Source organism: Flavobacterium sp. ACN2 (assembly GCF_002303885.1).
Taxonomy (GTDB): domain Bacteria; phylum Bacteroidota; class Bacteroidia; order Flavobacteriales; family Flavobacteriaceae; genus Flavobacterium.
The window spans coordinates 97289-123469 of the sequence record NZ_MRCM01000006.1; the positions used below are offsets into that span (position 1 = coordinate 97289).

Genomic DNA, 26181 nt, shown 5'->3' on the forward strand with positions numbered 1-26181 from the left:
TTGTACGAACATCAATTTCTATTAGCATCATTTGCTTGTCGAATTGCTTTTGCATCGGTTAGATTAAAACGATAAACAAAACTCAAGCGATATCTAGCTGCATTTGGAATGCTATTATCTTTAATGACATAATCGGTTCCAGTGGTAACGCTTTTATATTGACGAAGATTAAAAGCATTCGTAACATCAAACACAATAGTAGCTTTATCTTTAAGGAGGAGTTTGCTAAACCCGAAATCAATTGATTGTAATGCTTCGCTGGTAATTTGTGCATTGCGTTTTTCTCCACGAAAGTTATAACGGCCTTGAAAACTAAATTTAGCAGGAAGTTTAATCTGTGTGCTTAATCGAGCAGTAAAGTTTTGACTGCTGTAATCTAGGTTTTCGTCTCTATAATTTCCTTTTTGTTTGAAGTGATAATAATTCATTTCGGCATTAACCTGAAGCCATTTTAACGGATTGTATAAGGTCGATAATTCAATTCCACTTCTTATTTCGTAATCAATATTTATGGGAGTTGTCAGAAAGATATCATCTTGGCGATACGTATAATCTTGAATAAAGCCTTTTTCGTATTGATAATAAAGCGAAGGATTCAAAGTAAATGTTTTCCAATTTTTAAGAAATGCCATTTCAAATGCATCTGTGTAGGAAGGATTTAAATCAGGATTTCCGATATATTGTGCATTTAAATCGGTGACTTCATTGAAAGGATATAAAGCATATAATGACGGACGTTTAATGCGTTTGCTGTAATTTAACTGCAATGACGAAGCATCAAAGTTATAAGCTAGATTGACAGTAGGAAAGAGTTTGTTATAATTTTTTTTATCACTATAAGCATTTTCTACATCTTTAATGGCAATATCTGTAAGCTCGGCTCTTAAGCCCAACATATAACTAAACTTGTTGATTTTACTGCTAAATTGCGTATAAGCGCCCGTTATGGTTTCGTCGTAATTTAAATCATTATCAATGTTCTGATAAACGATCCAATTATTGTCCTGTTGTTCTTCTGCCAGATAATTGCTCGCAACCGTTCTGATTTCAGTTTTTAATCCAAATTCCAAAGTAGAAAGACTGTCAATTGGCTGAATAAAATCAGTCTTAGCCAGAAAATCTTTGCTGTTTCCTACAGAACTTGTTCTAATGCCAGGATAAACCATTGTGTCTGGAAGCAAACGCTGTGTAGAAAGATCCCATTTTTTGTCGCTGTTCCACCAATCGTATTGAACGTCAATAGTCCATTTTTTTGCTTTCTGTTGGAATGTTCGTGTATAATTAAACTCAATCTGACTGTAATCCCGTTTTTCCAATGATTTTCCGTGTCTTGTCAAAAGACTATCAGGTGTTGTATGACTGAGATCACTATCGTACTGATAACGCAAATCGGTTTTATCATTATCATGTGTGGCATTCTTTAAAAAAGCAGCCGTAATCGTTTGATGTTCATTAATAAAATAATCGGCACCCATATAAAGCAATTTTCCATCGTCGTGACGGTCTTCATTTTGCACGCGATGCATGTAATTTGGAGAAGTGGTACTATTGGTTACCTGATCGGTGGTGTACAAACCCACATAATCGCTAGAACGAATACTGAAATTGGAAAAAATGTTGATTTTGTTTGATTTAAAATTAAGGCTCGGATTAAGACGACTATCATTTGGCGAGCCGGCAACCAATCTAACCTGACCGCTAAAACCGCTTTTTTTGTTCTTTTTCAGTATAATATTAATAATCCCCGCAGAACCCGCAGCATCATATCTTGAAGAAGGATTGGTAATAACCTCAATTCGTTCAATCTGGTCGGCTGCAATCTGGTCAAGCGCATTGCTTTGGGTAAGTCCAGATTGTCTTCCGTTAATTAATATTAAAACATTACTATTTCCACGAAGACTTACCGTTCCCGCAGCATCAACAGCGACAGATGGAACCCCATTTAATACATCGTGAGCAGAGCCATTTTGCGAAAGCACATCTTTACCCACTTCAAAAACCTTTTTGTCTAGTTTTAAACTAACATTCGATTTTTGACCGCTAATTTCAACTGCTTTTAATTGTACCATATTGGTAATTAAATCAATTGTTCCCAAATCAATTTTTTGTTTTCCTGAAATGATTAAAGATTGGGTATGGTTTTGATACCCCGTGTAACTAAACGAGATAGTGGTCGAACCAGTTGGAGCTGCTTCAATAGTAAATAAACCAAGATCGTCTGTTATGGCTGTGACCAATGTTTTTGATGCATTGTCTTGTATGGTTACCGTTACATAAGGCAGTGTTTCTTTTGTAGCGCCGTCTTGAACTTTACCAGAAATAACGGTTTGCTGTGCTATTCCTAAAAATGGAATAAAGAGAATTAAGGTTTTGATTATTAGAGATTTCATTTTGATTGATTTTGTTGTACAAGATTAATTCATAAAAGAAAGCACCGTTTTCGAAAACATTCAAACGGCTCTATAAGCTTTTCAAAAGCATTTGGCAATTCGATATTTGTTCTATCTTTATCTTATGTATAAATCTTACTTTTTTATCGTTTTACTTCTTCTCATGTGTACCTCTTGTAACTATTACAAAGAGTACGTTACAACCGATGTAACATATGATGTTGATTACAATCATCAGAAGATGGATTGGGGTAAACCGGATAGTTCGAGTTTTAGATTTGAAACAGACGTTGAAATACAAAAACGAAAAAATACTTCTCAATCGTTAGGGCTTCAAATAAATGCCTTTGGTGCTTTTGATGTGTATTGGGATGGAGTTTTGATTGGGAGAAATGGTCAAATGGCACAAGCAGATCGTGTTGAGGTACCAGGAACAGAAACATCTTATTACCAAATACCAAACGATTTGTCTAAACTTGGGAAACACACCGTTGTTTTAATGGGTTCGCAAACCTACAATAGAGAAGCACAGCGCGGTATTGATGTAAAACTTAAAGATTATCTGCAACTTCAACGTTCACCGCTTATCGTGGTTTCTTTTATGAATATTATGGCAGGTGCTTTTCTTATTGCAGGCATTTACTATTTTTTTCTCTATCTCAATAGTACCCGAAAAGAACTAGCCGTTTTGCTTTTCGGAATTATTTGCTTGCTTTTCTTTTGTTTGCTCATTATCGAATATGTCAAGTATTATCTAGACATTCCTTATAATCAATTTTATACTCGTTTAAAGATTATCGGTTGGCTCACTTTTGCTGTTTCAATGCTCATACCGTGGTATTTTATGTTGCAGTTTGAATTTAAAAGAAAGAAACTAGTGCTGTTTTTTTTGTTCATTGTCCTTTTAGCAGTTTATATTGGGTATTATGGGCATTATGATATTTCGGCAGCCTATTTTACTATAACTGCTCGTTTCTTTTCTATTGTAATTGCTATTGAAGCCGCTATTAGAAAAGCAAAAGGCGGACTTATTGTTGCAGCGGGTTTATTGGCAGGAGTAGTGGTCAATTATTTTATGTTTTATGACTTCGGATTGTTTATAGCTTTTACCATTTTGGTGCTTTGCATGCTTTATCTCCATACGATACGGGCAAAAGCAATGGAAGAAGCTCATAATGCATCATTGCTGCTTTCTTCTAGATTGCAATTGGAACTGATTAAGAAAAATATTCAGCCGCATTTTCTTCGAAATACTTTAACCTCGCTGATTGATTGGATTGAGGAATCGCCTAAAGAAGGGGTTGTTTTTATTCGCGCTCTAGCGGAAGAATTTGATATAATGAATGATATTGCCGAAGACACACTTATTCCAATCAGGCAAGAGATTGGTTTGTGCCGAAGACATTTGGAAGTAATGTCTTTTCGTAAAGAAATTTGTTATGAATGGCAGGAAGAAAGAATAGACGAAAACGAAACGATTCCGCCAGCTATTTTTCATACCATAATAGAAAACGGAATTACGCATAGTCTTCCGCCAAAAGAAGGCTGCATTGTTTTCTGTTTAAAATTCACCAGAGAAAAACAATACAAAGAATACACTTTATTGACTTTAGCTAAAAATAGACAAACTAGAAAAGATAAGCGAGTAGGAACTGGATTTAAATACATCGAAGCCAGACTAACAGAAAGTTATGGCACCAATTGGTCTTTTGATTCTCATGCTGTAGCAAAAGGGTGGGAGACCATCATTAAAATTTTTGATTAAGATGAAGATACTCATAATTGAAGACGAAGCTCGTATTGCCAAGAGGGTAGAAAGAATGACTCGTGATTTCTTTGATAAAGACGTGCAAATTCTACTTTCTGATTCTCTCGAAAACGGATTGATAGCGATTGAGAATAATCCAATCGATCTTCTGCTGTTAGATTTAAATCTGAATGGAGAAGACGGATTTGAAATCTTACAGACTTTTGTGGCAGGACCGTTTCAGACCATTATTATTTCGGCCTATACCGATAAAGCTATTACAGCCTTCAATTATGGAGTTTTGGATTTTGTACCCAAACCTTTCGATCAACACAGATTGGAGCAAGCCTTTACACGTTTTACGACACAGGGAAAACAATCGGGCGGAGATGTTCGTTTTTTGGCAGTAAGAAAAGCAAAGACATTTAGACTCGTGCCCATTAATGAGATTCTATACATTAAAGGGGCAGGGATTTATACTGAATTGCATTTGGCAAATAACAAAATAGAATTGCACGATAAATCGCTTGAAGCTTTAGAAAAACTGCTTCCTGAAACATTTGAAAGAATACATAAATCCTATATTCTCTGTTGGGAACAAGCAGACAAAATTGTCGTTGAAGCAGGAGGAAAGTACAGTATGCAGCTAAAAAACGGTGACTTACTACCCATTGGACGTTCGAAGTACAAAGAGATTAAAAATAAACTGATTTAGTTTTGGAATCCTTTTCGATTTAAAGTATTTTAAACACTATTACCCAAAACCATTATGCGGACAGATGTTTATATTTTCAGTATATTTAAAAGCACTAGTAATGAATTTAAACTAGAGTAATTATAAATTCAAGACAAAAGAATTAATTATGAATGTATTTTGGAATAACTATCGTTTTTATTTACTTTTTTCTCACTTGGTATTATGGCACAAAATAAAGATCACATGGTTCGCATTGCAGAAGTTGAGATAATACCCGATTATCTGGAGCAATACAAAGCTATTCTTAAAGAAGAAGCAGAGGCATCTATAAGGTTGGAGTCTGGAGTGATTGCTATTTTTCAATGTTTCAAAAAGAGCATCCAAATCAGATAAAAATATTAGAGATTTATGCTAATAATGAAGCATATCAGTCTCATTTAAAAACGCCTCACTTTTTACTTTACAAAACATCTACACTTAAGATGGTCAAGTCGCTAAAGCTTAATGATCTGTAGGCTTTGGATGTGGAGACCATGGCAGCGTTGTTTAAAAAATATAAATAGAAACGAGTCGGCTTTTAATTTTTGGTATTTATTTTTTAATACACTTTAACGAATGGTTAAAAAGGAGCGTAATGCAAAAAACGCATTAACAAATTAAAAAATAGCATTTTTGCGCATTAGGTTTTTGTCTAGTTTTATCCCTAGAAAACACAACTACAAAGAACCACAAAATGATAACAACCAAAAACCTTTTAATAAAGCCTTATAGAGTTGAAGATTCAGAACGCTTCTTTAAAAGTATAACCGATAACAGCGAATATTTGTATGATTACTTTGCAAACATGATAAAAGTGAATGATAGCTTAGAATCAACAAAAAAATATCTGGAGCAGAAAGAGATAGATTGGCAAGAAAATAAAAGTTATGCCTGCGGTATATTTTCAAAAGAAAACCATGAGTTTATAGGACATATATCTGTACGAGAAATTGATTGGAGAATTCCAAAGGGCGAGCTGGCTTATTTTATTTTCAAAGAACATAATGGTAATAATTATGCTGCCGAAGCATTAATAGCGTTTAAAAACTGGTGTTTTGCAACTAAAAAGTTTAATAAACTTTTTATGAAAATTGCAGAAGAAAACGCTGCAAGCATTAAAGTAGCCGAACGTTCTGGATTTGTATATGAAGGACTTCTAAAAAAAGATTATAGAAAAAGAGAAGAAGATTTGACAGATATGAAAATATACGCATATACTGAAAATCTGGAACTTGTAAGAACGACTTCTCAAAATGCAGATTTCGCCAGTTTAATTGTAAAACTAGATGAGAATTTAGCAAGCCGAAATGGCGATATGCAGGAATACTTCAACCAATTTAATAAGGTTGATGCCATTAAACACGTTATTATTGCTTATATCAACGGAATTGCGGTGGGCTGCGGAGCAATAAAGCAATTTGATGATGATTCTGTTGAGGTAAAACGCATGTTTGTTTCCGACGAATATAGAGGAAGAGGCATAGCATCTAAGGTTTTAAATGAGCTGGAAAACTGGGCTAAAGAATTAGGTTATGCATCGACCGTTTTAGAAACTAGTAATGTGCAAACAGAAGCAGTTGCATTGTACACTAAAACGTATACTGTTATCGAAAATTATGGACAATATGCTGGAATAGAAACTAGTATTTGCTTCAAAAAGGAATTGTAGAAAGCTTTTAACTAATAACAACTTCGATGCTTTTATGATAATAAATAGCATCGAAGTTGTTGGGTTTATTTTTTCGGTTCAAATGTTTTTTAAAGTGCGTTAAACACTATAGAGCATCCCAAGATGCACTAGGATAGTAGATAGAGCTTGTTACAGGAGCTGTCCAATAGCTTTGACTTCCTCCACGGAAAGTGTGAAGACTCACTGCATTTACATTTCGCTTAGCATCGTTGGTTACCCAGCGAATTTTTTCGTTCAATATCTCTGTACCGTTCACGTAATATTTTACATATCCGTCGGTATTTGATCCTGTATTTAACTTCACAGATATCTGGCAATTATAAGTAACACCTTCTTGTATGTAATACTTCTTTCCGAAATCATTACCATATTGTCCCGGCTGATCTCTATAATATACATAAGGTTGAAGATAAGCGCCGCTTCCTTTAGCCGTATTAGAACCGCTTGGGCAATACCACATAAACCTTGCGCTACCTCCATTTCCGTCCCATGCTGCATCGCCACCCGTATTTTGGTCACCAATTAAGATACCATATCCGCATTTTCCACCTCGGCTCCAATAAAATCCATTGTTAAATTTCATCTGAAACCAAACTGTATAAACGCCTGTAGACCAAACGCCATAAGAAGTACACAATCCACCTGGGCAAGATAAGGTGTTGGTTTGCAAAGTAATGGTTCTTGCGCCAGCAGTTCCTTTTGCTGTTGTACCGGCTTGTATGGCAGAATTATTTGAAACAGTGTCTTTATTCGCGATTAAGGCAGCATCTTTTTTAGCAGTTTGAGATACCTCTAAATCTTGTTCCTTTTCGCAGGAATAAAATACCAATGCTGCAGTAGCTAGCATACAAGATAATTTTATGATTTTCTTCATTTTTTAAATTTTAAGGTTAGTAAACAATTAATAGTTAGTAAAATAGATAGTAGTATTTGAAACCGAAAGTGTAAAGTTGATTATTAATAATTTACACTAGGAGTAATAAAGTACGTTTTTACGTACACAGAAATCCAGCGTGTCTATTTGTTGCAAACTCAAATAGATAAGACTGATATTGAGAAGCTTTTCGGCACAAGCAAAAGAATGTCGCTAGAGTAGAAGTCAACTTAAAGAAATGCAAAAAGAAAAAATTAGACTATTTAATTTTATTTCAGATATCAAAAAAAGTTTTCTCTCACTCACAATCTCGAGAGATTTTTTTAAAAGATTTTTACGCAAATTTTAACTTTTTTGAGATGCACATTTTAACAAATGTCTAAGTAGAAAGATGACCTTTTAGAAGAAAATTAGAATGATTTTTATGACTAATTGAATAATCCATTTTGAGCTTAGAATACCCAAAAACACCAATAAATACTTGGATTGTTTATATTGAGAATATGTTAAAATATACGTCGATATAGTGTTTATATTGCATGATTTTGTCGAAATTATCAAAAAATATGCCAAAATGTACTATTTTTTTTACTGAAAAAGCTTGCTTGTTTTGAAAGATTTAAATTACATTTACAAAAAACAAACATAATCTTTAGACATGGTACAATTAGTTCAAAAGTATTTAAGCATCAATAATTATAAAGATCAAACAGAAGAATTCGAAGACCTATTTCAATCTCATCCTGATTTTCCCAGCTTATTTGCCATTACCGATACTTTTGATTTATTATCTATAGAAAATGTAGCCGTAAGAATTCAAAAAGAACAATTATCTGAATTGCCAGATTCTTTCATAGCCGTACACAAAAATAATATAGTGTTGGCAACTCAAAAAGAAGACACCATAACTATTGAGTCAGAAGAGGAAGGAAAGAAGGTTTTACCATTTGATGATTTTACCCAAGACTGGGATGGAATTGTAGCAGTTATTGAACCCAATGAAACTTCAAAATCAGCCAGCTTTAAAACAACTTCAAATTGGCATTATTATGCCTTAGCAATTCTTGCTTTGGTAATTGTTTCGTTTGTTTATAATAGTTACGGCATTAGCGAAATTCTGTTGCTTTTAACCTCAATTGCAGGCCTTGTTTTCAGCGTTTTTATAGTTCAAGAAAAACTAGGTGTAAAAAACGAAATGGTATCTAAATTTTGTAGTATGAGTCCTAGTGCATCATGTGACTCTGTAATTGGCTCCAATAAAGGAGAGATTAATAAATGGATTAATTTCGCAGATTTGCCTGTTCTTTTTTTCGGGGTTAATTTACTTGCGGTACTAGCCAATCCTTCTGGGTCAAGTGTTGTAATTGGACTTTTAAGTTTACTATCTCTTCCTGTAATTGCTTATTCTATTTATATACAAAAATGGCAGCTTAAAAAGTGGTGTTTGTTGTGTTTGACAGTTTCCGCTATTATAATTCTTCAAAGTGCTGTTTGGATTTTTATGATGCAGCCATTTGTTTATAATGCATCTAGCCTTTTTCCTTATTTGTTTTCGTTAATATTAATTGGCACCTCTTGGTTAGCAATAAAACCTATTTTAACAGGTAAAATGAAAGCAGAAGAAGAGGTAAACAAATTGAAAAAATTTAAAAGAAATTTTGGAGTCTTCAATTCGTTGACTAAGGAGATTCCGGTTTTGGCTGGTCTTAATAAGCTAGAAGGTCTTCAGTTTGGTAAAATTGATGCTGATGTTGAACTTCTAATTATTTTAAGTCCAAGTTGCGGGTATTGCCATAAAGCTTTTGCGGAATCTATGGAATTAATAACCAAATATCCAGAAAAAATATCTCTTAAAGTTTTATTCAATATTAATCCTGATAACACGAACAATCCATATAAAATTGTGGTAGATCAATTATTGGAAATTAATAGCAAAAATAAGGACTCCGTTTTAGAAGCAATTTCAGATTGGCATATAAAAAAGATCGGATTGGATAAATGGTTGGATAAATGGAATTCAGGTTCTATTAGCATGAAAACAAATCAACAGGTAGAATTGCAATACGATTGGTGTCGTGAAAATCAATTTAATTACACGCCAGTGAAAATTGTAAATAATGAAATCTTTCCTCATGAATATGAAATAAGTGACTTAAGATACTTTTTAGGTGATTTTTCAGAAGCAAAAAGTTTAAGAAAAGTAGTTTGAAAATATATAAAAAATTCTTGCGCAAGAATAGACATAAACTTCAAGTGTCTTTAAACCGATTGAAGTATTAACTAATATTAAAAACTATATGCTATGTTAAAAAACATTTTAAAGTTAGACGGTGTTGCTGAGCTAACTAAAATTGAAAAAAGAAGTGTAAAAGGAGGTTTAGCGTGTGTTGATGGAGTATGTCCAAAACCAGGTAATTATTGTTGTCCTCCTTATCCAGATACAGGAGAACAGCTTTGCAGACTAATTGGTACTAGCTGTCCAGGATAAGAATTTCAAATTCTGTTATATTTCAGATTAGGTGCTTTAACATAATGTAATATAACTATAGAAAAAAGAATTTCTAACATCAGAATATCAGAAGAGACTGTTTAGGCAGTCTCTTTTTTTTTGTTTTAAAAAGAGACTTTCATCAAAAAAAAACAGCCTTTACACAATTTAAAAACTAAAAATAAATTGTACCTTTTATATCGTTTTTAAATAAATACGATAAAAAATAATGTTATGATAAAGTCTATAAATCCTTATAATCAAGAAATTGTCTATGAAGTTGCTGAGTTTGATAGGAAAGAAGTAGAAAATGCAATTGATAAAGCTGATGCTCAGTACGAGGTTTGGAAAGAAATTCCCTTTTCTGAACGTTCCGTTTTAATGAAAGCTGCGGGTCAAGAGTTACGAAAAAATGCAAGAGAATATGCCGAGGTAATTACCCAAGAAATGGGAAAACCGATTACTCAAGCTTTGGCAGAAGTAGAAAAATGCGCTGCTTTATGTGATTATTATGCTGAGAACGCCTCTAAGATGCTCGCCGACAAAATAATCGAAACAGAAGCCCATAAGAGTTATGTAAGTTACGAACCAATAGGAATTGTTTTGGCCATTATGCCATGGAATTATCCTTTCTGGCAAGTGATGCGTTTTGCTGTTCCAGCATTAATGGCGGGAAATGTTGCCGTTTTAAAACACGCCAGCAATGTGATGAAAAGCGCCATGAGCATTGAAAAAATATTTGATCGAGCAGGCTTTCCTGCAGGATGTTTTACTAATTTGCCTATTGGAAGTAAAATGGTAGAAGAAATCATTAAAAATCCTAAAATCAAAGCAGTTACACTAACAGGAAGCGAAGCCGCAGGAAGAGCCGTAGCTGCGGTTGCTGGAAATGAAATTAAGAAAACTGTTTTAGAATTAGGAGGCAGTAATGCTTTGGTGGTTTTTGCAGATTGTAACCTGGAGAAAACGGTTAAAACTTGTGTGCAGGCGCGTTTTCAGAATGCGGGGCAAAGCTGTATTGCAGGAAAACGTCTTTTAGTAGAATCGTCTATTGCAGAAGAGTTTACAAAAGCTTTTATAGAAGAAGTTGGCAAGCTTCGTTCGGGCGATCCTTTGAGTGAAGAAACAACAATAGGAACAATGGCAAGAGTAGACCTTGCTGAAGAATTGGAAAAACAGCTTCAAGATACATTGGATAAAGGCGGAGAAGTTTTACTAGGGGGCAAAAGAAACAAGGCTTATTTTGAACCTACTGTTATTGGAAATGTAACAACAAATATGTCAATTTTTAAAGAAGAGGTTTTTGGTCCATTAATTGGAATCACGACTTTTAAGGATGAAAAAGAAGCTATAGCACTTTCTAACAATAGCCCATTCGGACTTGGCGTTACCATTTTTACAGAGGATTTCGAAAAAGCATTCCGATTAGTGCCCAAATTTAATGAAGGAGCAGTATTTGTAAACGAACTGGTAAAAAGCGATCAGAGGCTGCCTTTTGGCGGAACTAAAAACTCAGGATATGGGCGTGAACTTTCGCAAGACGGCATTCAGGAATTTGTAAACAAGAAAACAGTTTACATTAATAAATATTAACAGAATTAGAAAAGGTGTTTGAGAGTTTCAAACACCTTTTTTAATTTTAAAAATCCTACTTTACGGATTAATTATGTCTGAGTCCGGAAGGTTAAAAGATCCGTCTGTGACTTCTACTGCTACTCCTGATTCTAGATTTCGAACCTTTCCAGAAAAGGTGCCTTTAATTCCGTTTTTACTTATAGATTCAATTTTTACTATAAAAACGTCATCGGCAGCTCGAGTACTATACAAAATAGTTCCGTTTGCGGTTTGAACAGCATATCGGGCCACCATTTCTAATTCTGCTGGAGTAGAATAAGTGCCTGCGGTGATATTTCCTCCAATTTTCCAAATTTCAAAATCTAATGATGGAGGAAGTTGCTCACCAGCAGTTTTAGGATAAGGCGCTTCAGAACCCCCGAGTATAATATACTCAAATCGATTATCGTTGCCAGCGGCCTGAAAGTTGGCATTATAAAAATTTATTTTACGGCCATCTAGAGTGGCTTTAAAATAATAATCAGATTCATTGTTATTTGATTCACTATCACTGCTTGAACAAGCCGAGAAAAGCACGGTTAAAATGGAAACATAAAAAAGCTGTTTTACAAAACGAACTGTTTTATTTTTTAAAGAAAATGATTTCATTACTTTAAAACCATCAACATTAGTATCTATCATTCTATGTTTTTTTGAGTTCACAACAAATTTACCAATGCAAGATGCAGTAAACAATACCTGATTTCATGGTTATTTACTATTAAAAAGCAGTAGCTTTTCTTTAAGAAAAGAGTGCAGCATCAAATAAAATTAAATGCATAAAAAGGTAAGAAGCAACTGCTATTGCCTATTTTTGCAATCGATCTAAAATAGCCAAACTATGAATAAAACATTTTCTTCCAGCAGCCAAATTGGCGTGGTCTCTACTTTTTCGGAGCTTGTGCATACCGATTTTAAGGAAGAAATGAATGCATTATGTTGGTACAGAAATCTGGATGGCGATTTTAAAGAGATTGTGAATCAATTAAGTTTAAAAGAAAATATAACAGAAGTTTCTCCAGAAGATTTAATCGCGCTTCAATTATCTGAAAAAGGAAATAGAGCCAGAGAAATAATCTTAAACGATTTACAATTATTAACTGAATTTGGCGCTTCGCCTTCTCTTAATTTATTGAAGTGTTACGAGCGCGATGACGAATTTGATTTCATATCTACAGATGTATATTCGTTTCATGTTGATCGTTCGCCCATTGCAACCGATACATTTTTGTGCACTTACCACGGAGCGGCAAGTGATATTATTCCTAACTCGCAGGCAGAACAGAAGATTTTAATTCCAGAAATTCGAGCAAAATTAAAAGAACTGCATGATGGAGCAGAGGAAGATTTCGAAGACTTTTTAAAAGAGAATTTCTTTGACTTGCATTATCAATTGCATGAAGGTGCAGAACCTATTAATTTAGGACAAATGCATCTTTGGCGTTTGGCCGTCGATCATCCAAAACAGCAAGTAAAGCCTTGTATTCATAGGGCACCAAAAGAAAATGATGGAGAATATCGCTTATTGTTGATTTGCTAGTTCAACGGCTAAAAAAAGAATATTTATATTTGATTATAAAAGAAGTCACAGAACGATGCTTTGTGTGATTGCTTTTTTAACTTATCTTCGCTTTTTATACATTCTGAATACATTTAAATACCTTAAAACAAAATCTGTGAAAAACAATCATGATGCTGTAGAAGAGAATCAGCTTAAACGTGGACTAACTAATCGACACATTCAGTTAATTGCCTTAGGCGGATCTATAGGAACAGGTCTTTTCCTTGGCATTGGTCCAGCGGCCGTATTAGCAGGGCCATCTGTTATTTTAGGATATGCTATTGCCGGAATTATCGCTTTCTTTATAATGAGACAACTTGGAGAAATGGTTGTCGAAGAACCCGTATCTGGAAGCTTTAGCTATTTTGCTTATAAATATTGCGGTTCGTTTGCCGGTTTTGCATCAGGTTGGAATTATTGGATTTTGTATATTCTGGTAAGTATGGCCGAACTTACAGCCATTGGAGTTTATGTGCAGTTTTGGTGGCCCGAAATTCCGCTTTGGGCATCCAGTTTATTTTTCTTTCTGGTTATTAATGCCTTAAATTTTGCCTCGGTAAAGGTGTACGGAGAAACTGAATTTTGGTTTTCAATTATAAAAGTGGTAGCCATTATCGCCATGATTCTTTTTGGCACTTATCTGCTAATAAGCGGAACAGGAGGGGAACACGCTACAATTCATAATTTATATAACGACGGAGGCTTTTTTCCAAAAGGGATTTTTGAAAAAACTGAAACAGGCAGTTTTCAAGGTTTATTGTCTGCAATGGCTTTGATTATGTTCTCTTTTGGTGGTTTGGAACTTATTGGAATTACCGCTGCTGAAGCAGAAAATCCAGAGAAAAACATTCCAAAAGCTACCAATCAGGTTATTTACAGAATCCTTATATTTTACGTTGGAGCATTGGTCATTTTATTTGCTTTGTCGCCTTGGAGACAAATTACGACAGACAGTAGTCCGTTTGTAATGGTTTTTCAAAACTTAAACGGAATGGAATTTGAACTTTTTGGTAACAAAATATTTTTTACAAGCCTTATCGCCAATGTGCTTAACTTAATTGTATTAACTGCCGCTTTATCTGTTTACAATAGTAGTGTTTATAGTAACTCGCGTATGTTATTTGGTTTGGCAGATCAGAATAGTGCGCCTAAATTTTTAAAGAAGTTAAACAAACAATTTGTTCCGGTTAATGCTATTTTAGTTTCTTCGTGTTTTGCCGCTATCTGTATTTTAATAAACAAAATAATTCCAGAAGAAGCCTTTAGTATTTTGATGTCTTTAGTAGTGTCTTGCTTGGTAATTAACTGGGTGATGATTTCGTATACGCATCTGCAATTTAGACGTGCCAAAGACAAGGAAAATACCAAAACCAAGTTTGCTTCTATATTTTATCCAATAAGCAATTACATCTGTTTCGCGTTTTTATTGGGTATTTTAGCCATTATGTGGATGACGAATATGGAGATATCTGTAGAATTAATTCCGATTTGGCTCGGTATTCTTTTTGTGTTTTATAAAGTTTTTAAAACGAAAGAATAGGCATCATTTAGTATAGTATCATTATTAAGGCATTGATTATTAACGTAGAGTTGATTTTTGATGCCTTTTTATATTGGGAAAATTGAAACACGAAATGGTATTGAAATTTTAAAATGTAGTACTTGTGTAAGCAAAAGCTTATTGCGATATTTGAGTTATGAACAAACAAATGTCTTTTTCGGTATGTGGAGAATCATTTTCGGCTCCAATGCATATTTGTGGTTTTTTCGATTCGAGAGAACAACAGTATGAAGTCATTATTCCTTATATTTTGGAGGGACTGGAAACGAATGATAAAGTAATTAATATTCTTGAAGGAAACCGCCATGGAGAACATTGTCGTTGTCTGGCTGATAATGGAATATCTATTGCTCAAAAACTCGCGAGTGGCCAATTGGAAGTGCTAGCTTCTGAAAATACGTATATCAAGGACGGCGAGTTTGCTGCCGAAAAAATGTACAAAACGCTTGAACAGACTTTATTATCAGCTTCAAGATCAGGATATGATAGCGTAAGGGCGTGTGGAGATATGATTTGGGCTCTTAAGAACCTGCCAGGAACTGATGAACTTTTAGAATATGAAGCCAAATTAAATCTGTTAACTCCACAACATGCAGTTTCACTAATTTGTATGTACGATGTGAACAGTTTTAGCCCAAGTACACTTACCGATATATTGCTTACACATCCTTATGTAATAAAGGATGGTAAAATCAGCAAAAATCCGCATTATGTAGAGCCTTTAGAATTTATTTCTAATCTTTCGAATTATCGATCTGATAAGCTTAAGTCTTAAGAAATTATTTTTAGATCCATCACTTGAATATGCGCAACGATAACACGTAAATTTGAACTGCTTTAAAAGTCTTGCCTTCCGATGATGGTAATAATCTCTATCCGATTATCTCCATTAATTTGGTAATAAATAGTGTCAACACCACATACACAATAGCGATATCCTATTTTAATGTGGTCAGCAGATGGAAATAAAAAAGGATTTTCCTCTATTTTTTCAAAACAATCATAAAACATATTGAAATAGCTGTCAGCTTGATTAATGCCAAACTTACCAACACCATAATAATAAATTCTTTTTAAATCTTCTTTGGCTTCGCTACTTAAATAATAGCTATACATCAGGCAGACCTTTTTTAAATTCGGCTAACATTTCTTCTCTAGTTTGTTTTTTTGCAAAACCGCTTTTTTCTCCCTTATCTATTTTAGCTCTTACAAACTCATAATATTCTTCTTGCGAACGAGCTTGCTTAATCAAATAGTTGATAGCTTCGCTTTTACTGCTAAATTCTTCTGTATTAACCTGATTTTTCAACCACTCATCATTAGGAGTAGTTAATGATATACTTTGTCGTGTCATAATAATACAAGTTTTTTTTTGGTGTAAATTTACACCAAAAATTTTGAAATGGAAACATTTATGAATTATTAAAGTTTAAAAAAAGTTTACCTAATTTTGCAGTACAGTGGCAGTTTTAAGCTTAAAAAAACTAAAAATCCTACTAAAACATCCTTAAATGTAATAGAAAGAAGAACTTTTGCTTAAGTAAAACAAGTAAACTGATTATCAATATCTAGCAGTTTGATTGTTAAAGAAAAAGCCGAATTTAGGCTGATAAAAAAAAGTTAAAAGCATTCTTTATTTTATAATGGCACAATTCATGCCTGCAAAAAAAACATAAATAATCTGAATGCTTAATCGGTATTCTAAAAAATTAAAATGATGAAAAGATTTAAATGTATGTATGTTTTTGTGGTAGTATTAGTATCAGCATTTACATACGGTCAGGAAAGTTTAAAAATGTTTGTAAAAGAAAGTAAAGTGCCATGTCAAGGTGTTGGTCCTATGGAATGTCTGCAAGTGAAGTATGATAAGGACAAAGAATGGCAACTTTTTTATGATCATATTGAAGGTTTTAATTTTGAAAAAGGAAATCGATATGAGATAATGGTAACCAGAACCAAAAGACCAGAACCTATTCCGGCAGATGCTTCTTCCTACCAGTATAAACTGAAAAGTATTATTTCGAAAACGCCTGTAAATACCGAAAAAGGCATTTACAATACCAAAATGATTTTAACCCAGTTAAACGGAAAAAAGATAAATAGCGGAAAAGCATTTATCACCATTAACGATGAAACTGGTAAAATAAGCGGTAAAAACGGATGTAATAATTTCAACGTAAAATACACGAAGCTTTCTGCAAAAAATCAAATTAAGACCAATTCTCCAATGGGAACTTTAATGGCTTGCGACGACGAAAGCATGAAATTAGAACAAGAATTTAGTGCTGCAATAACAAAGAAAAAGTTCAAAATTGTAAAGAAAAACAATACCGTACAGTTTAAAAATGCGAAGAACAAAGTGGTTATGGAATTTTCTATTCCAACTCAAGACCAATTGTGGAGTTTTATCGAAAAAAATAACTGGAAACTAATAGCGCTAGAAAATGTTGGACAGGATTACGGAAGAGCTTCTATTAAGTTTAATGTAGCAGAAAAGAAAGTGAGCGGAAACACAGGCTGCAACAACTTCTCTGGAACTTATGAAACTAACGGGGATAATATTTCTTTTGATAAAGTAGCATCTACAAGAATGGCATGTATTGGTGAAGGAAATGAAACAGAGCAAAAAATGTTATCTTATTTAAACAATAAAGGCCTACGTTTTGATGTAGCAGATCAAACGCTTAATTTTTATCTTAACGATAAATTGGTCATGATGTTTGGCATTACGAAATAAAAAAGTTCTATAAGCGTCTTAAAATAGAGGATGATTTATGAAAGATAATTTTAAAACCAGTGAAGTTGATTCACTGGTTTTTTTATGGGTAATTAGTTTTAAAGTCTGAGATTCGATTACTTCAGATTTCCAAAGAGTTCAACTGAAATGTTGTGCAAATGTCTCTGACTTTGCGCTTTTTTTACACTTGTGAATTAGTAAAATTTATAAAAGTCTCCCGACTTTTTACAATTATTTTTTAGTGTTGTTTTTTATTCTTTCTATCTATAAATTGCATTTAAGAAATTTAGTTTTAAAGTCTGAGACTTTATGGCTTTTACGTTTTAAATTATATATTTGAAAAATGGCGCAAAGTCAGAGACATTTGCGCAGCGCTTGTGAGGTACACTTTGCAGAGCAGGGGATTTATTTGTTATTCTTGATTATTTCATTATATTTTATATCTTCATTTTGAGAAATATCATAAATAAAAAAGACATCTTTTGCAGAATTTACCTTTTTGTAAAAATTAAAATTTGAAAAAAGTTCGCTAAAACCAATATCAGTCATTTTAAATTCAACAATAAAAGAATCCATAAATTGTGTGACATTTTTTTCATTAAAAACTAAACTATAACCATAAACTTCTTTTAGCCACAATTCAAAAAAAACATTAAATTCTTTCTTAAAGTCATTGACATTCTGAATTGAAAAATCTATATTTTTTATAAACAAATTATATAAATTGGGGTTTTTCATTTCAATATATTTTAAATAGTCTTTGAATTTAATTTCAAAATCATTGCAAGTCATTATATTTTTATGATTTTCTGTAAATAACTTTTTCATTATCAAGGTTTTTTAAATTTTAATTCTATCCAATATATTTCAGAAGGTTTACTGCCTCCTAAATCTAAAACATCCCAATCGCTTTTGATTACTTTAGTAAAACCATTTTTTGTTGCAATTTTACCAGTAGGCGTGTTTAAAGCTGCATCTTCAAATGTTTTTCCATTATAAAGAAAATCATCAATGAAGCTTTTTAAGTTTGTAGACATTCCTCCTTCATAACTATTAGTTGATAACCATCTTCCTTCAATTCCATTTATTGTCTTATTTTGACTTTTATAATAATTTATTGCATCTTCAAAAATCTGAGTTGCATATCCTTGTTTTTGTAATTCTACAGGTATTCTTATATCAAATCCTATATAACCTGCATTAGAAATTCTAGCTGAACCGATTTCTGTTCCATTTATAAAATATTTTTTTGTCTCATTTACAATCTCAGAAGTCAATTTTCTAACTTCAGTTGCAACTCCATACTTCTCAGGATGTTCGGTTAAATCCTCTAACGCATCTTCAACCTGTTTTGCTGTATATTTTCCTCTCCATGCAGAAAACTTGCTTATGCCAAAAGTAACTACTTTTTGAACTACAATATTTAAAATTCCCTGCTTTATTCCGTTTAATGTGCTTTGGCTTACTTCTATTTCAGATAATTTTTTTCCACTTTTTAACTGTTTTAAAACATCATCGCTAAAACCTACCGCAAAACCGCTAATTCCAGCACATCCTGTGCCACATTTATTGACCAAGGCAGCTGTTGCGCAACTTGTTGCCGCACTTGGCACTGAAATTTCTTTTACCAATTGCTGGGTTGTAAAATTTTCATTTAAATATCGTTTTACAATAGCATTTATACCCATTTGAAAGCCTGCATCAAGAGCAAAACCAGTTACACATTCAGATAACTTTACACCGCCTGCCACTTCTGCGGCGGCAATGCTCAATGTGGCATAAAAAACCGCTTCCTCAAAATTATCTGCAAGCTGAGCTTGAATCGAAACTCCTTTTGCAATAGTCGTATTTTGCGTACAGAAAGGCTCTTCTTGATTTGGTACAGGGTCTTTAAAATAAACAACAACATCAATACTAGCGGCATTTCCATTCACATTATTAGGAGCATAACTAAGCCAAAACTTTGTAATTTTTAGTTTATTTAATTCTGAATCTTTAGTTTCAATCAGGAATAAATTCTGTACAGGATTACTAATGCTCCAGTCTTTATAATGTGTTATTTTTAAAGCACCATTTCCTTCATCATAAATAGAAACATTATACTTTTTGTCAGTCTCTGAAACTGAAGTTGCGTTTTTTGAAACTTCACTTGCTGCCAGTTTTAAATAATTTACTTTTTCGGTGGTTAAAAAAGCAGCAATACTTTTTAAAGCATCATTGCATTCGTCGCTGAGCAGTTTATCTAGTTCATTGTACTTTTCATTTATTTTTGTTAGGTTTTCTTTGGTTTGATCGCCTGCTGTGGCATAATTATTAGAAGCCAGTTCGACAAAAACGGGGTTTAAATCTGCTAATTTTTTCTTAAGTTCGTCTGAAACGTTATAAGATTCGACTAAGGCTTTATACTGCTCATTTGCTTTTTCTAAATTTTCATAGATTTCTTTCCATTCTTTATTGTATTTTTCTTCTTCAACTGCTCCCGAAATTTTTTGATTTTCTAATTCATTTGCTTTATCTAATAGTCCAGTAATCTGATTTAATAACCCTTTGAAATCAGCTGCTAATTCTTTTGCATCAACAACATTATCCCATTTTGAATTATATGCCGTTTCTACAACACCGCTTATTAGCTGATAGTCTGTATTAATTAAAATATCTTTAAATTCAACAGCAATTTTAGTGTCTGCCAGATATTGCACAATAATGTACCCTTTTCCTGTATAAGGGCTATGCTCTTTTCCTAATTCCAAAACAGTAACCGGAAAATCGCCTGCTGTAAAAGTTTCGCTTTGTATTAGGTTATTGAGTGGGGTTTTATTGGTTATGCTCAGATTGGGCTTTATACCACAATTATAGCTTGCAATTGCATTTTCTTTTTTAGGTATTGCAAACGTGTTGGTATTCGAGTAGGTAAAACTCTGAATTCCGTCTGCTTCTGTCGTACAGCTGGAACCTACTCTAAACTCATATTCTGTTTCTGGCTCTAGATTGGTCAATAAAACCTGATTGTTAAGGCTGTAAGAAGAAAACCATTCAAAAGTTTTTTCAGTTGTTTTTCCTCTTTTGTTGGTTTCTGTAATAGCTTTTTTTCTGTACTGAACCTGATATCTGGTATGGTCTGGAGTTCCCTGCCATGTTATTTTTACTGTGCTGGGACTAACAATTTCTGATAGTGCAAAAGTTGGAGCATTGCACCTTTGGGTATATTTAAACCAATAGATTTCACTGTAACCATCATTTTTAAATATTGCATTTTCTGAAAGTCCAGTTGTTGATACTGCACGTACACGCCAAGCATAACGCATTCCAGGCATTAGTACAGGCATGCTTAAGTTGTAAAGCAGCGCTGTTCCAAAAAGTGTTTCTTCGTACAGAACGGGTGACATTTGAAACGCAAACTGTGGATCGAGTGTTGGATCTAAAAGCTGTTTTAATTCAAACTTATAGGAAACATTTGTTGCGTTTATCTGGCGCGGTGTCCAGGTAAACATAATATTAGGAAAATCGCTTTGTGCTATCTGTTCGTTTTTCTGCGGCGTATTTAAAAGCGGAGGATCATTTAGAATTAAATACAGACTGGCACAGCTCTTCTGGGATATTTTTTGATTGGTAATGTAATCATACATTTCAAAACAAAAATTATACATTCCTTCCGGCAGTCCATTTGCATATTGTGAAGCGTTAATTCCCTGTAGGTTTTCTAATCTGAATAAGGCAGAAATCTCGGTATTGGTGAGAGTTAGAAGTTCTCCTCCGTTTATAAAAATCGGTTTCTGTCCCTGTACATAATCGCTGGTTTGTATATTAAGTCCATTACCTTGTATGTAAAGTTTCAAACGAACCTGTCGGTTGTTTATCGAAATGTCGGTTGGATTAATCAGCAGCTGCATTTTAGTATCCATACTGCTAGCATAATCTGAGATTTTAACGCTATATGGACTTTTGAATACTGCTGTTAATTGAACAGGATAAAGTTGTGCATTACTATAAAAATTTGTAGTAATAAATAGAACTAACGCAATGTATCTTTTGATTTTATTTTTCATTCTCTACAGGTAATAGTTTTAGGTTAGCTTGTTTTACCTGATTAAAAAATCCTATAAAACAATCAACGAACATAATCCTGCAAAAAATTAAAAACCTCCTCAATAGGACATTAAAATAGCATAATAAGCCAATAATGAATTATTTCTAGAAAAAATGCAATTGGAAAATTCTGAAAACATCTTTCTATTTTCTTTTTAAATGGGGTGTTTTTAAACAACATAATTTAACTTAATTTTTTTACATAAAAAAGCCCACAAATAGTATCTAACTTTTTTGCGGGCAGTTGATTAATTCTCTGTTACAGAATCAATATATCTTTAAAAATAATTATTTCCCAATCAACTTCTCAAGCCTCACCATCATTTCCTCTTTCTCCTTCAACATCCTTTCATACAAAGCAATTTTTTCTTCATGAAGTTTTAAAACCTCTTTTATAGGATTAAAAGTTGGTTGAATATTAATTGCCGAAGCACCATCTTTAAAATCAGAAAAAGTATTAGAAATAATATTTATCGCTTGTTCCTCATCAAAATTCTGAAAAGCTTCAACAGGAATTTTCAATACAGCTGAAATTTGTTTTAGCAAACTGTCTTCAATTACATCTTTCTGCTCCAGCATAGAAATTTTCTTTTGGTTCCAGTCTTCGCCCAGATCATAAGCTAAAGCTTCCTGCTTTATGTTAAGCATTTCTCTAAAACGTTTTACGTTTCTTCCCTGATGTATTTTCTGTTCCATACTAATATCATTTTTTCTAAAAGATCAAAGATAAAGCCATTTCGGCTAAAAATCATGCGTTTCAAAGATAAAAAAATATCCTAAAGAAGAACTGTTTTTGTCAGAATATTATACCGCATTTTGCTTGTATTTAAGTCCAATATTTTCTGGTATAATGCCGATGTAATATGAAAATAGTACAATGAAATTGGGCTATATTGAATATACAATCGGTATTATATCTGTATTTGGAATAGTTTATTCTTTTAAAATAGAAGAATTTCGCTACATAAATTAAATCTATTGACTATGAAAAAGAATAAAATGCCGTTCGAAACCAGCTTTTGGGCAGGAAATATAGAAGGAAATCCATTTAAGGTAATTAATGCCTTTTTTGTCTATGCAGATCTCGATTATTATAAACAGACTTTAAGCGAAGCGACTATTTACTGTTATAAAACAAAAGTCTACAAACAGGAAAATCCTTCAGATGTTTTTATTTTGTACTCGGTTCTCAAATCATTCCTCAGAGTTTGTTATTGTTTAAAAGAGAAAAGCAAAAAATGGAAGGTAAATGAATCTTTGGCGCAAGAAAAGGTTTTTCATCTTTCTTCTCTAACTAAAGAAGAATACGAGAATCCTTTTATAGTATTTCAGAATGCATTTAATGAAAAAACGCTCCAAGAGTTTGAATTATTTCTATATCAAGTTCTAGAGTTTTCGTTGTCGCCTCATGCCGCAGATCCTGATCCTGACTTGATGACGCCTTATATTCATGTAATCAAAATGCTCGATGCAGTAGAATTAATAAGAGAAAGGGGAGTGGAGAAAATCAAGAAAAAGATTCCAGTTGGTGCTGTAACCGAATAAAGCGAAAGCAATTTGATATTGATAATTTAGTATATTTAACAACCAAAATTATTCATGGATTTTTAAAACGTTAGCATTAAAATGTGATAATGAAGCATTTTTAAAATCAGAATAATGAAAAAACACTATACTATTACTAACTAATTGGACCAAAAAAGCATGAATTCTCAAAACCAGAAAAATGAAATAAACCGACGCCGATTTTTACAAAATGGCGTAAAACTTGCCGCTGCAGGAATTTATCTTGGTATGTTTGGCATGCCTGATCTATTTGGAAATGTCTTGATGGATAAAGAGGCTAAAGGCATTCCAGATGTTAAACTAAATAACGGTTTAAAAATACCCATACTCGGATTTGGAACATACGGACTCAGCGGTGATGTATGTCAGAAATCGGTAGTCGAAGCCATAGCTGCAGGGTATCGTCTTATTGACACTGCAAAAGTATACGGAAATGAAGTAGAAGTGGGGAAAGCAATAAAACAAAGCGGAGTGGATAGAAAGCAACTTTTTGTTACTTCAAAACTATGGGTTGATGATGCTGGTTATGAAAATGCTAAAAAAGGTTTTGAAGAAACACTAAGAAAACTAGGTCTTGAATATCTTGATTTGTACCTCATTCATCGTCCACGAGGCGATGTAAAAGGATCGTGGAAGGCAATGGAAGAGCTTTACAAAGCGGGAAAAATCAAAGCAATTGGCATTAGCAACTTTGGCCCAGAGCAACTGAAAGATCTTTTATCTTATGCGGAGGTAAAACCTGTTGTGAATCAGATTGAGACTCATGCCTATTTTCAACAGACCAATGATTATAACGTATTAAAACAGCATAATATCCAAATGGAAGCTTGGGCACCTTTTGCAGAAGGCCGTAATGGTCTTTTTACAAATTCAGTATTAACCCAGATTGCTAAAAAGTATGGCAAGACTACCGCACAGGTAAGTCTGAGATGGCATTACCAGCGCGGTATTGTGAGCATTCCGAGATCATCACAAAAAGCGCATATTATAGAAAACCTCAATATATTTGATTTCAAGCTTGATGTTGCCGATATGAAAGCGATTGAAAAATTGGATTTAAACAAAACCCAATTTCCGGAATGGAGCTAAATAAGAACGGTGTGAAAGTCTATTGAAAAAAAAACTCTAAATGATTGATTTAGAGTTTTTTTTTTGTCCTTTACAAAATCAAATTACAGATCAATATTTTAATTTTTAGTGCATATTAAATGCTGTTAAGTCTTACCGATAAACTTTTTAAATCTTGTTCGAGAGAGCGAACAGTGGCTTGCAATTCATTTAGCATATTGGCTCTCGAAGATAAATCGTCTGCGGTGTAAATTCCGCCATCATAAAAAAAGAGTTTTTCGGTTTCAGCATCTATTTTTCCATCAAAATTGTATTGCAGCCATCTGTTTTTAATGCTTTCCTGCAGGTCATTTTTTCCAGAATTGCTAAATTGTTTTTCGTTTAGAATCGCCCAGATAGAGTTTGGGTATGCACCGTTAGAATTATCATTGAACCAGATATTTCGCAACAGATTTCTTTCCAGTTTTAAATTGATTTTTTTTCCTTTAGGAGCAATAGTCAGCGCTCCTAATCCGGCACTCACTAATCCGCCGCTGACACCAACGATATCACTGGCGTTATTGTTTTTTATTAAAACAGTGGCTACAGTAGTTAACGCGCCAATAGTTACAGAAGCGACGGTAAGATTTCTAGTTTTTTTATTATTGATATCGTTTACAAAATTGGCCAGTTTGTCGATACGTTCGCCATTACAATCTAATTCTGATGCGAGTGCATTTATCTCTATGCTGGTAAGAATTAAACGATCGGTAATTTTTTGTTTTAAAACGAGTCTTTTTAAAGTGTCTTTTTTGGTTTGAAGATATTCTGCCAGATAAGATTCAATGCCAATAGCCTTGCTTATCAGGATATCATGCTGCGATAAATTGGCTTTTAGAATACTGTCGTTATTGGACGATTTATTAGGGAAAACTTCGAGTTTAGAATAATCGTATTCAATAGTAGGTTGGCAGTAATTGCTGGTGAGATAATCAATTTTTGGACTATTCAAAACGGTTGAACACGAGGATACAAAAATAGATATAACGAATAAAATAAATATTTTACGCTGCTTCATATTGATTTTGTTTAACATTAAAAATACGAATTAACTTTTTACTGTTAAAAAAAACATTTCGTTAGAAATAGAATTTGTGAAGGCTTAACTTAGAAAGCGAATATAAAAAAACGGATTACAGGCTATGATGCAATCCGTTTCTACATAAAAATATCTTGATTTAAGAATTACCGTAAAGGTTTGATTCCCCTCCATCAATAGCAATGGTCTGTCCGTTTACATATTGGCATTCATCGCTAAGAAGAAATGCAACAAGGTTACCTACGTCTTCAGGTTTCCCTAATCTTCTTGTAGGGTTTCTTTGTGCGTATGTTGTTTCAGCAGCTTTAGGGTCGGAAGGGTTTACCTGTTTAAAAGCTTCAGCCACCATTGGAGTAAGTATAGCTCCAGGCGCGATTGCATTGGTATAAATTCCATCTTTACCATATTCTATTGCTGCATTTTTGGTCATACCCGAAACGGCATGTTTACTTGCGACATAAGGCATCTGATTAACAACCCCTCTGATTCCGCCTACAGAAGCTACGTTTACAATTTTTCCTCCGCCGTTTTTCTGCATTACCGGAATCACATATTTTAGTCCGTAATAGACACCCATAAGATTGATGTCAATTACTTTTTTAAATATATTGATGTCATAATCCACTATTGAAGCCTGTTTTCCTTCGATACCAGCATTATTGTAGAATCCATCGATACGGCCAAACTCTTGAACTGTTTTGTCTACATAATTTTTGACAGCCTGTTCGTCTGAAACGTCAGCGATTATGGTTATGATTTTTGCATTTGGAGCAACTGAATGGATTTCTGCTTTTGCTTTTTCTAGTGCTTCGGCATTGTAATCTACAATTGACAGATTGGCTCCTTTTACTGCTACTGCTTTACTTGCTGCTAGTCCGAGCCCCATAGCTGCTCCAGTAATGATAATTGTTTTGTCTTTAAAAATGCTCATGATATATAGTATTAAAATATGTTAATTGAAAAATTATTCATTTAAAATTTAAAA

General features: G+C 33.5%; 24 protein-coding genes. 14 read left to right on the forward strand and 10 right to left on the reverse strand.

From position 1 onward, the window contains the following. Positions 1-11: 11 nt before the first annotated feature. On the reverse strand, positions 12-2390 hold the full coding sequence (locus tag BSF41_RS09085) for an outer membrane beta-barrel family protein (protein ID WP_095929186.1): 2379 nt from the start codon (positions 2388-2390) through the stop codon (positions 12-14). 163 nt (positions 2391-2553) lie between these two features. Between BSF41_RS09085 and BSF41_RS09090 the strand changes: the two genes are divergently transcribed. The 5 genes from BSF41_RS09090 to BSF41_RS24075 all read left to right on the forward strand — a co-directional run bounded on the left by BSF41_RS09090 (position 2554) and on the right by BSF41_RS24075 (position 6542). Beyond that, on the forward strand, positions 2554-4155 hold the full coding sequence (locus BSF41_RS09090) for a histidine kinase (RefSeq protein WP_253251790.1): 1602 nt from the start codon (positions 2554-2556) through the stop codon (positions 4153-4155). Between the two features lies 1 nt (position 4156). Then, entirely contained in the window at positions 4157-4852 is a 696-nt protein-coding gene (locus tag BSF41_RS09095; protein WP_095929188.1) for a LytTR family DNA-binding domain-containing protein, read from the forward strand. Positions 4853-5056: 204 nt separating this feature from the next. Then, positions 5057-5227, forward strand: a complete 171-nt coding sequence (locus BSF41_RS23940; RefSeq protein WP_253251791.1) for a hypothetical protein — start codon at positions 5057-5059, stop codon at positions 5225-5227. Beyond that, positions 5197-5349 (forward strand): putative quinol monooxygenase, encoded by a 153-nt coding sequence (locus BSF41_RS24070; protein WP_371610989.1) that lies wholly within the window; start codon positions 5197-5199, stop codon positions 5347-5349. Before BSF41_RS23940 ends, BSF41_RS24070 begins: the two co-directional genes overlap by 31 nt. 218 nt (positions 5350-5567) lie before the next feature. Beyond that, the gene (locus BSF41_RS24075) at positions 5568-6542 is read left to right on the forward strand and encodes a GNAT family N-acetyltransferase (RefSeq protein WP_095929189.1); all 975 of its coding nucleotides are present in this window, start codon (positions 5568-5570) and stop codon (positions 6540-6542) included. Between the two features lie 106 nt (positions 6543-6648). Here the strand turns inward: BSF41_RS24075 and BSF41_RS09110 are convergent, their stop codons facing one another. Continuing rightward, the gene (locus BSF41_RS09110; protein ID WP_095929190.1) at positions 6649-7437 is read right to left on the reverse strand and encodes a polysaccharide lyase; all 789 of its coding nucleotides are present in this window, start codon (positions 7435-7437) and stop codon (positions 6649-6651) included. Between the two features lie 658 nt (positions 7438-8095). On the opposite strand from BSF41_RS09110, the gene BSF41_RS09115 reads away from it, so the two are divergent. From BSF41_RS09115 to BSF41_RS09125, 3 genes are all read left to right on the forward strand, one after another. Further along, the gene (locus BSF41_RS09115; protein ID WP_095929191.1) at positions 8096-9646 is read left to right on the forward strand and encodes a vitamin K epoxide reductase family protein; all 1551 of its coding nucleotides are present in this window, start codon (positions 8096-8098) and stop codon (positions 9644-9646) included. 93 nt (positions 9647-9739) lie between these two features. After that, positions 9740-9925: a hypothetical protein gene (locus BSF41_RS09120; RefSeq protein ID WP_095929192.1), complete on the forward strand. Its 186-nt coding sequence runs from the start codon at positions 9740-9742 to the stop codon at positions 9923-9925. Between the two features lie 234 nt (positions 9926-10159). Beyond that, complete coding sequence (locus BSF41_RS09125) at positions 10160-11518, forward strand: NAD-dependent succinate-semialdehyde dehydrogenase (protein ID WP_095929193.1); 1359 nt, start codon at positions 10160-10162, stop codon at positions 11516-11518. Positions 11519-11578: 60 nt separating this feature from the next. Here BSF41_RS09125 and BSF41_RS09130 read toward each other — a convergent pair whose 3' ends face one another. Then, on the reverse strand, positions 11579-12181 hold the full coding sequence (locus tag BSF41_RS09130; RefSeq protein ID WP_095929194.1) for a hypothetical protein: 603 nt from the start codon (positions 12179-12181) through the stop codon (positions 11579-11581). A 199-nt stretch (positions 12182-12380) separates the two neighbouring features. Between BSF41_RS09130 and BSF41_RS09135 the strand changes: the two genes are divergently transcribed. From BSF41_RS09135 to BSF41_RS09145, 3 genes are all read left to right on the forward strand, one after another. Then, positions 12381-13079: a DUF1826 domain-containing protein gene (locus tag BSF41_RS09135; RefSeq protein ID WP_095929195.1), complete on the forward strand. Its 699-nt coding sequence runs from the start codon at positions 12381-12383 to the stop codon at positions 13077-13079. A 136-nt stretch (positions 13080-13215) separates the two neighbouring features. After that, a complete protein-coding gene (locus BSF41_RS09140; RefSeq protein WP_095929331.1) occupies positions 13216-14640 on the forward strand; it encodes an amino acid permease in 1425 nt (474 codons plus the stop codon). 169 nt (positions 14641-14809) lie between these two features. Beyond that, positions 14810-15436: an MEDS domain-containing protein gene (locus tag BSF41_RS09145; RefSeq protein WP_253251792.1), complete on the forward strand. Its 627-nt coding sequence runs from the start codon at positions 14810-14812 to the stop codon at positions 15434-15436. Positions 15437-15498: 62 nt separating this feature from the next. Here the strand turns inward: BSF41_RS09145 and BSF41_RS09150 are convergent, their stop codons facing one another. Together BSF41_RS09150 and BSF41_RS09155 are read right to left on the reverse strand one after the other, a co-directional pair. Continuing rightward, positions 15499-15777, reverse strand: a complete 279-nt coding sequence (locus BSF41_RS09150; RefSeq protein ID WP_095929197.1) for a type II toxin-antitoxin system RelE/ParE family toxin — start codon at positions 15775-15777, stop codon at positions 15499-15501. After that, the gene (locus BSF41_RS09155) at positions 15770-16015 is read right to left on the reverse strand and encodes a CopG family transcriptional regulator (RefSeq protein ID WP_095929198.1); all 246 of its coding nucleotides are present in this window, start codon (positions 16013-16015) and stop codon (positions 15770-15772) included. The genes BSF41_RS09150 and BSF41_RS09155 overlap by 8 nt, the downstream gene beginning before the upstream one ends. 360 nt (positions 16016-16375) lie before the next feature. On the opposite strand from BSF41_RS09155, the gene BSF41_RS09160 reads away from it, so the two are divergent. Further along, positions 16376-17398, forward strand: a complete 1023-nt coding sequence (locus tag BSF41_RS09160; RefSeq protein WP_253251793.1) for an META domain-containing protein — start codon at positions 16376-16378, stop codon at positions 17396-17398. Positions 17399-17803: 405 nt separating this feature from the next. Here the strand turns inward: BSF41_RS09160 and BSF41_RS09165 are convergent, their stop codons facing one another. The 3 genes from BSF41_RS09165 to BSF41_RS09175 all read right to left on the reverse strand — a co-directional run bounded on the left by BSF41_RS09165 (position 17804) and on the right by BSF41_RS09175 (position 22180). Then, complete coding sequence (locus BSF41_RS09165) at positions 17804-18226, reverse strand: hypothetical protein (RefSeq protein ID WP_095929200.1); 423 nt, start codon at positions 18224-18226, stop codon at positions 17804-17806. A 2-nt stretch (positions 18227-18228) separates the two neighbouring features. Next, on the reverse strand, positions 18229-21444 hold the full coding sequence (locus tag BSF41_RS09170) for a fibronectin type III domain-containing protein (protein ID WP_095929201.1): 3216 nt from the start codon (positions 21442-21444) through the stop codon (positions 18229-18231). A 328-nt stretch (positions 21445-21772) separates the two neighbouring features. Continuing rightward, positions 21773-22180 (reverse strand): helix-turn-helix transcriptional regulator, encoded by a 408-nt coding sequence (locus BSF41_RS09175; RefSeq protein WP_095929202.1) that lies wholly within the window; start codon positions 22178-22180, stop codon positions 21773-21775. A 288-nt stretch (positions 22181-22468) separates the two neighbouring features. Here BSF41_RS09175 and BSF41_RS09180 point away from each other — a divergent pair, with 288 nt between their 5' ends. After that, positions 22469-23029 (forward strand): hypothetical protein, encoded by a 561-nt coding sequence (locus tag BSF41_RS09180; protein ID WP_095929203.1) that lies wholly within the window; start codon positions 22469-22471, stop codon positions 23027-23029. Positions 23030-23173: 144 nt separating this feature from the next. Next, entirely contained in the window at positions 23174-24139 is a 966-nt protein-coding gene (locus BSF41_RS09185; protein WP_253251794.1) for an aldo/keto reductase, read from the forward strand. A gap of 115 nt (positions 24140-24254) precedes the next feature. Here the strand turns inward: BSF41_RS09185 and BSF41_RS09190 are convergent, their stop codons facing one another. Together BSF41_RS09190 and BSF41_RS09195 are read right to left on the reverse strand one after the other, a co-directional pair. Continuing rightward, positions 24255-25175: a hypothetical protein gene (locus BSF41_RS09190; protein ID WP_172426873.1), complete on the reverse strand. Its 921-nt coding sequence runs from the start codon at positions 25173-25175 to the stop codon at positions 24255-24257. 160 nt (positions 25176-25335) lie between these two features. Further along, the gene (locus BSF41_RS09195; protein ID WP_095929205.1) at positions 25336-26127 is read right to left on the reverse strand and encodes a glucose 1-dehydrogenase; all 792 of its coding nucleotides are present in this window, start codon (positions 26125-26127) and stop codon (positions 25336-25338) included. Positions 26128-26181: the final 54 nt, after the last annotated feature.

What these genes read in the sequence shown, in the direction of transcription:
- BSF41_RS09085 (WP_095929186.1), bottom strand. Translation starts at nt 2,390, where the DNA reads ATGAAATCTCTAATAATCAAAACCTTAATTCTCTTTATTCCATTTTTA.
- BSF41_RS09090 (WP_253251790.1), top strand. Translation starts at nt 2,554, where the DNA reads ATGTGTACCTCTTGTAACTATTACAAAGAGTACGTTACAACCGATGTA.
- BSF41_RS09095 (WP_095929188.1), top strand. Translation starts at nt 4,157, where the DNA reads ATGAAGATACTCATAATTGAAGACGAAGCTCGTATTGCCAAGAGGGTA.
- BSF41_RS23940 (WP_253251791.1), top strand. Translation starts at nt 5,057, where the DNA reads ATGGCACAAAATAAAGATCACATGGTTCGCATTGCAGAAGTTGAGATA.
- BSF41_RS24070 (WP_371610989.1), top strand. Translation starts at nt 5,197, where the DNA reads ATGTTTCAAAAAGAGCATCCAAATCAGATAAAAATATTAGAGATTTAT.
- BSF41_RS24075 (WP_095929189.1), top strand. Translation starts at nt 5,568, where the DNA reads ATGATAACAACCAAAAACCTTTTAATAAAGCCTTATAGAGTTGAAGAT.
- BSF41_RS09110 (WP_095929190.1), bottom strand. Translation starts at nt 7,437, where the DNA reads ATGAAGAAAATCATAAAATTATCTTGTATGCTAGCTACTGCAGCATTG.
- BSF41_RS09115 (WP_095929191.1), top strand. Translation starts at nt 8,096, where the DNA reads ATGGTACAATTAGTTCAAAAGTATTTAAGCATCAATAATTATAAAGAT.
- BSF41_RS09120 (WP_095929192.1), top strand. Translation starts at nt 9,740, where the DNA reads ATGTTAAAAAACATTTTAAAGTTAGACGGTGTTGCTGAGCTAACTAAA.
- BSF41_RS09125 (WP_095929193.1), top strand. Translation starts at nt 10,160, where the DNA reads ATGATAAAGTCTATAAATCCTTATAATCAAGAAATTGTCTATGAAGTT.
- BSF41_RS09130 (WP_095929194.1), bottom strand. Translation starts at nt 12,181, where the DNA reads ATGATAGATACTAATGTTGATGGTTTTAAAGTAATGAAATCATTTTCT.
- BSF41_RS09135 (WP_095929195.1), top strand. Translation starts at nt 12,381, where the DNA reads ATGAATAAAACATTTTCTTCCAGCAGCCAAATTGGCGTGGTCTCTACT.
- BSF41_RS09145 (WP_253251792.1), top strand. Translation starts at nt 14,810, where the DNA reads ATGTCTTTTTCGGTATGTGGAGAATCATTTTCGGCTCCAATGCATATT.
- BSF41_RS09150 (WP_095929197.1), bottom strand. Translation starts at nt 15,777, where the DNA reads ATGTATAGCTATTATTTAAGTAGCGAAGCCAAAGAAGATTTAAAAAGA.
- BSF41_RS09155 (WP_095929198.1), bottom strand. Translation starts at nt 16,015, where the DNA reads ATGACACGACAAAGTATATCATTAACTACTCCTAATGATGAGTGGTTG.
- BSF41_RS09160 (WP_253251793.1), top strand. Translation starts at nt 16,376, where the DNA reads ATGATGAAAAGATTTAAATGTATGTATGTTTTTGTGGTAGTATTAGTA.
- BSF41_RS09165 (WP_095929200.1), bottom strand. Translation starts at nt 18,226, where the DNA reads ATGAAAAAGTTATTTACAGAAAATCATAAAAATATAATGACTTGCAAT.
- BSF41_RS09170 (WP_095929201.1), bottom strand. Translation starts at nt 21,444, where the DNA reads ATGAAAAATAAAATCAAAAGATACATTGCGTTAGTTCTATTTATTACT.
- BSF41_RS09175 (WP_095929202.1), bottom strand. Translation starts at nt 22,180, where the DNA reads ATGGAACAGAAAATACATCAGGGAAGAAACGTAAAACGTTTTAGAGAA.
- BSF41_RS09180 (WP_095929203.1), top strand. Translation starts at nt 22,469, where the DNA reads ATGAAAAAGAATAAAATGCCGTTCGAAACCAGCTTTTGGGCAGGAAAT.
- BSF41_RS09190 (WP_172426873.1), bottom strand. Translation starts at nt 25,175, where the DNA reads ATGAAGCAGCGTAAAATATTTATTTTATTCGTTATATCTATTTTTGTA.
- BSF41_RS09195 (WP_095929205.1), bottom strand. Translation starts at nt 26,127, where the DNA reads ATGAGCATTTTTAAAGACAAAACAATTATCATTACTGGAGCAGCTATG.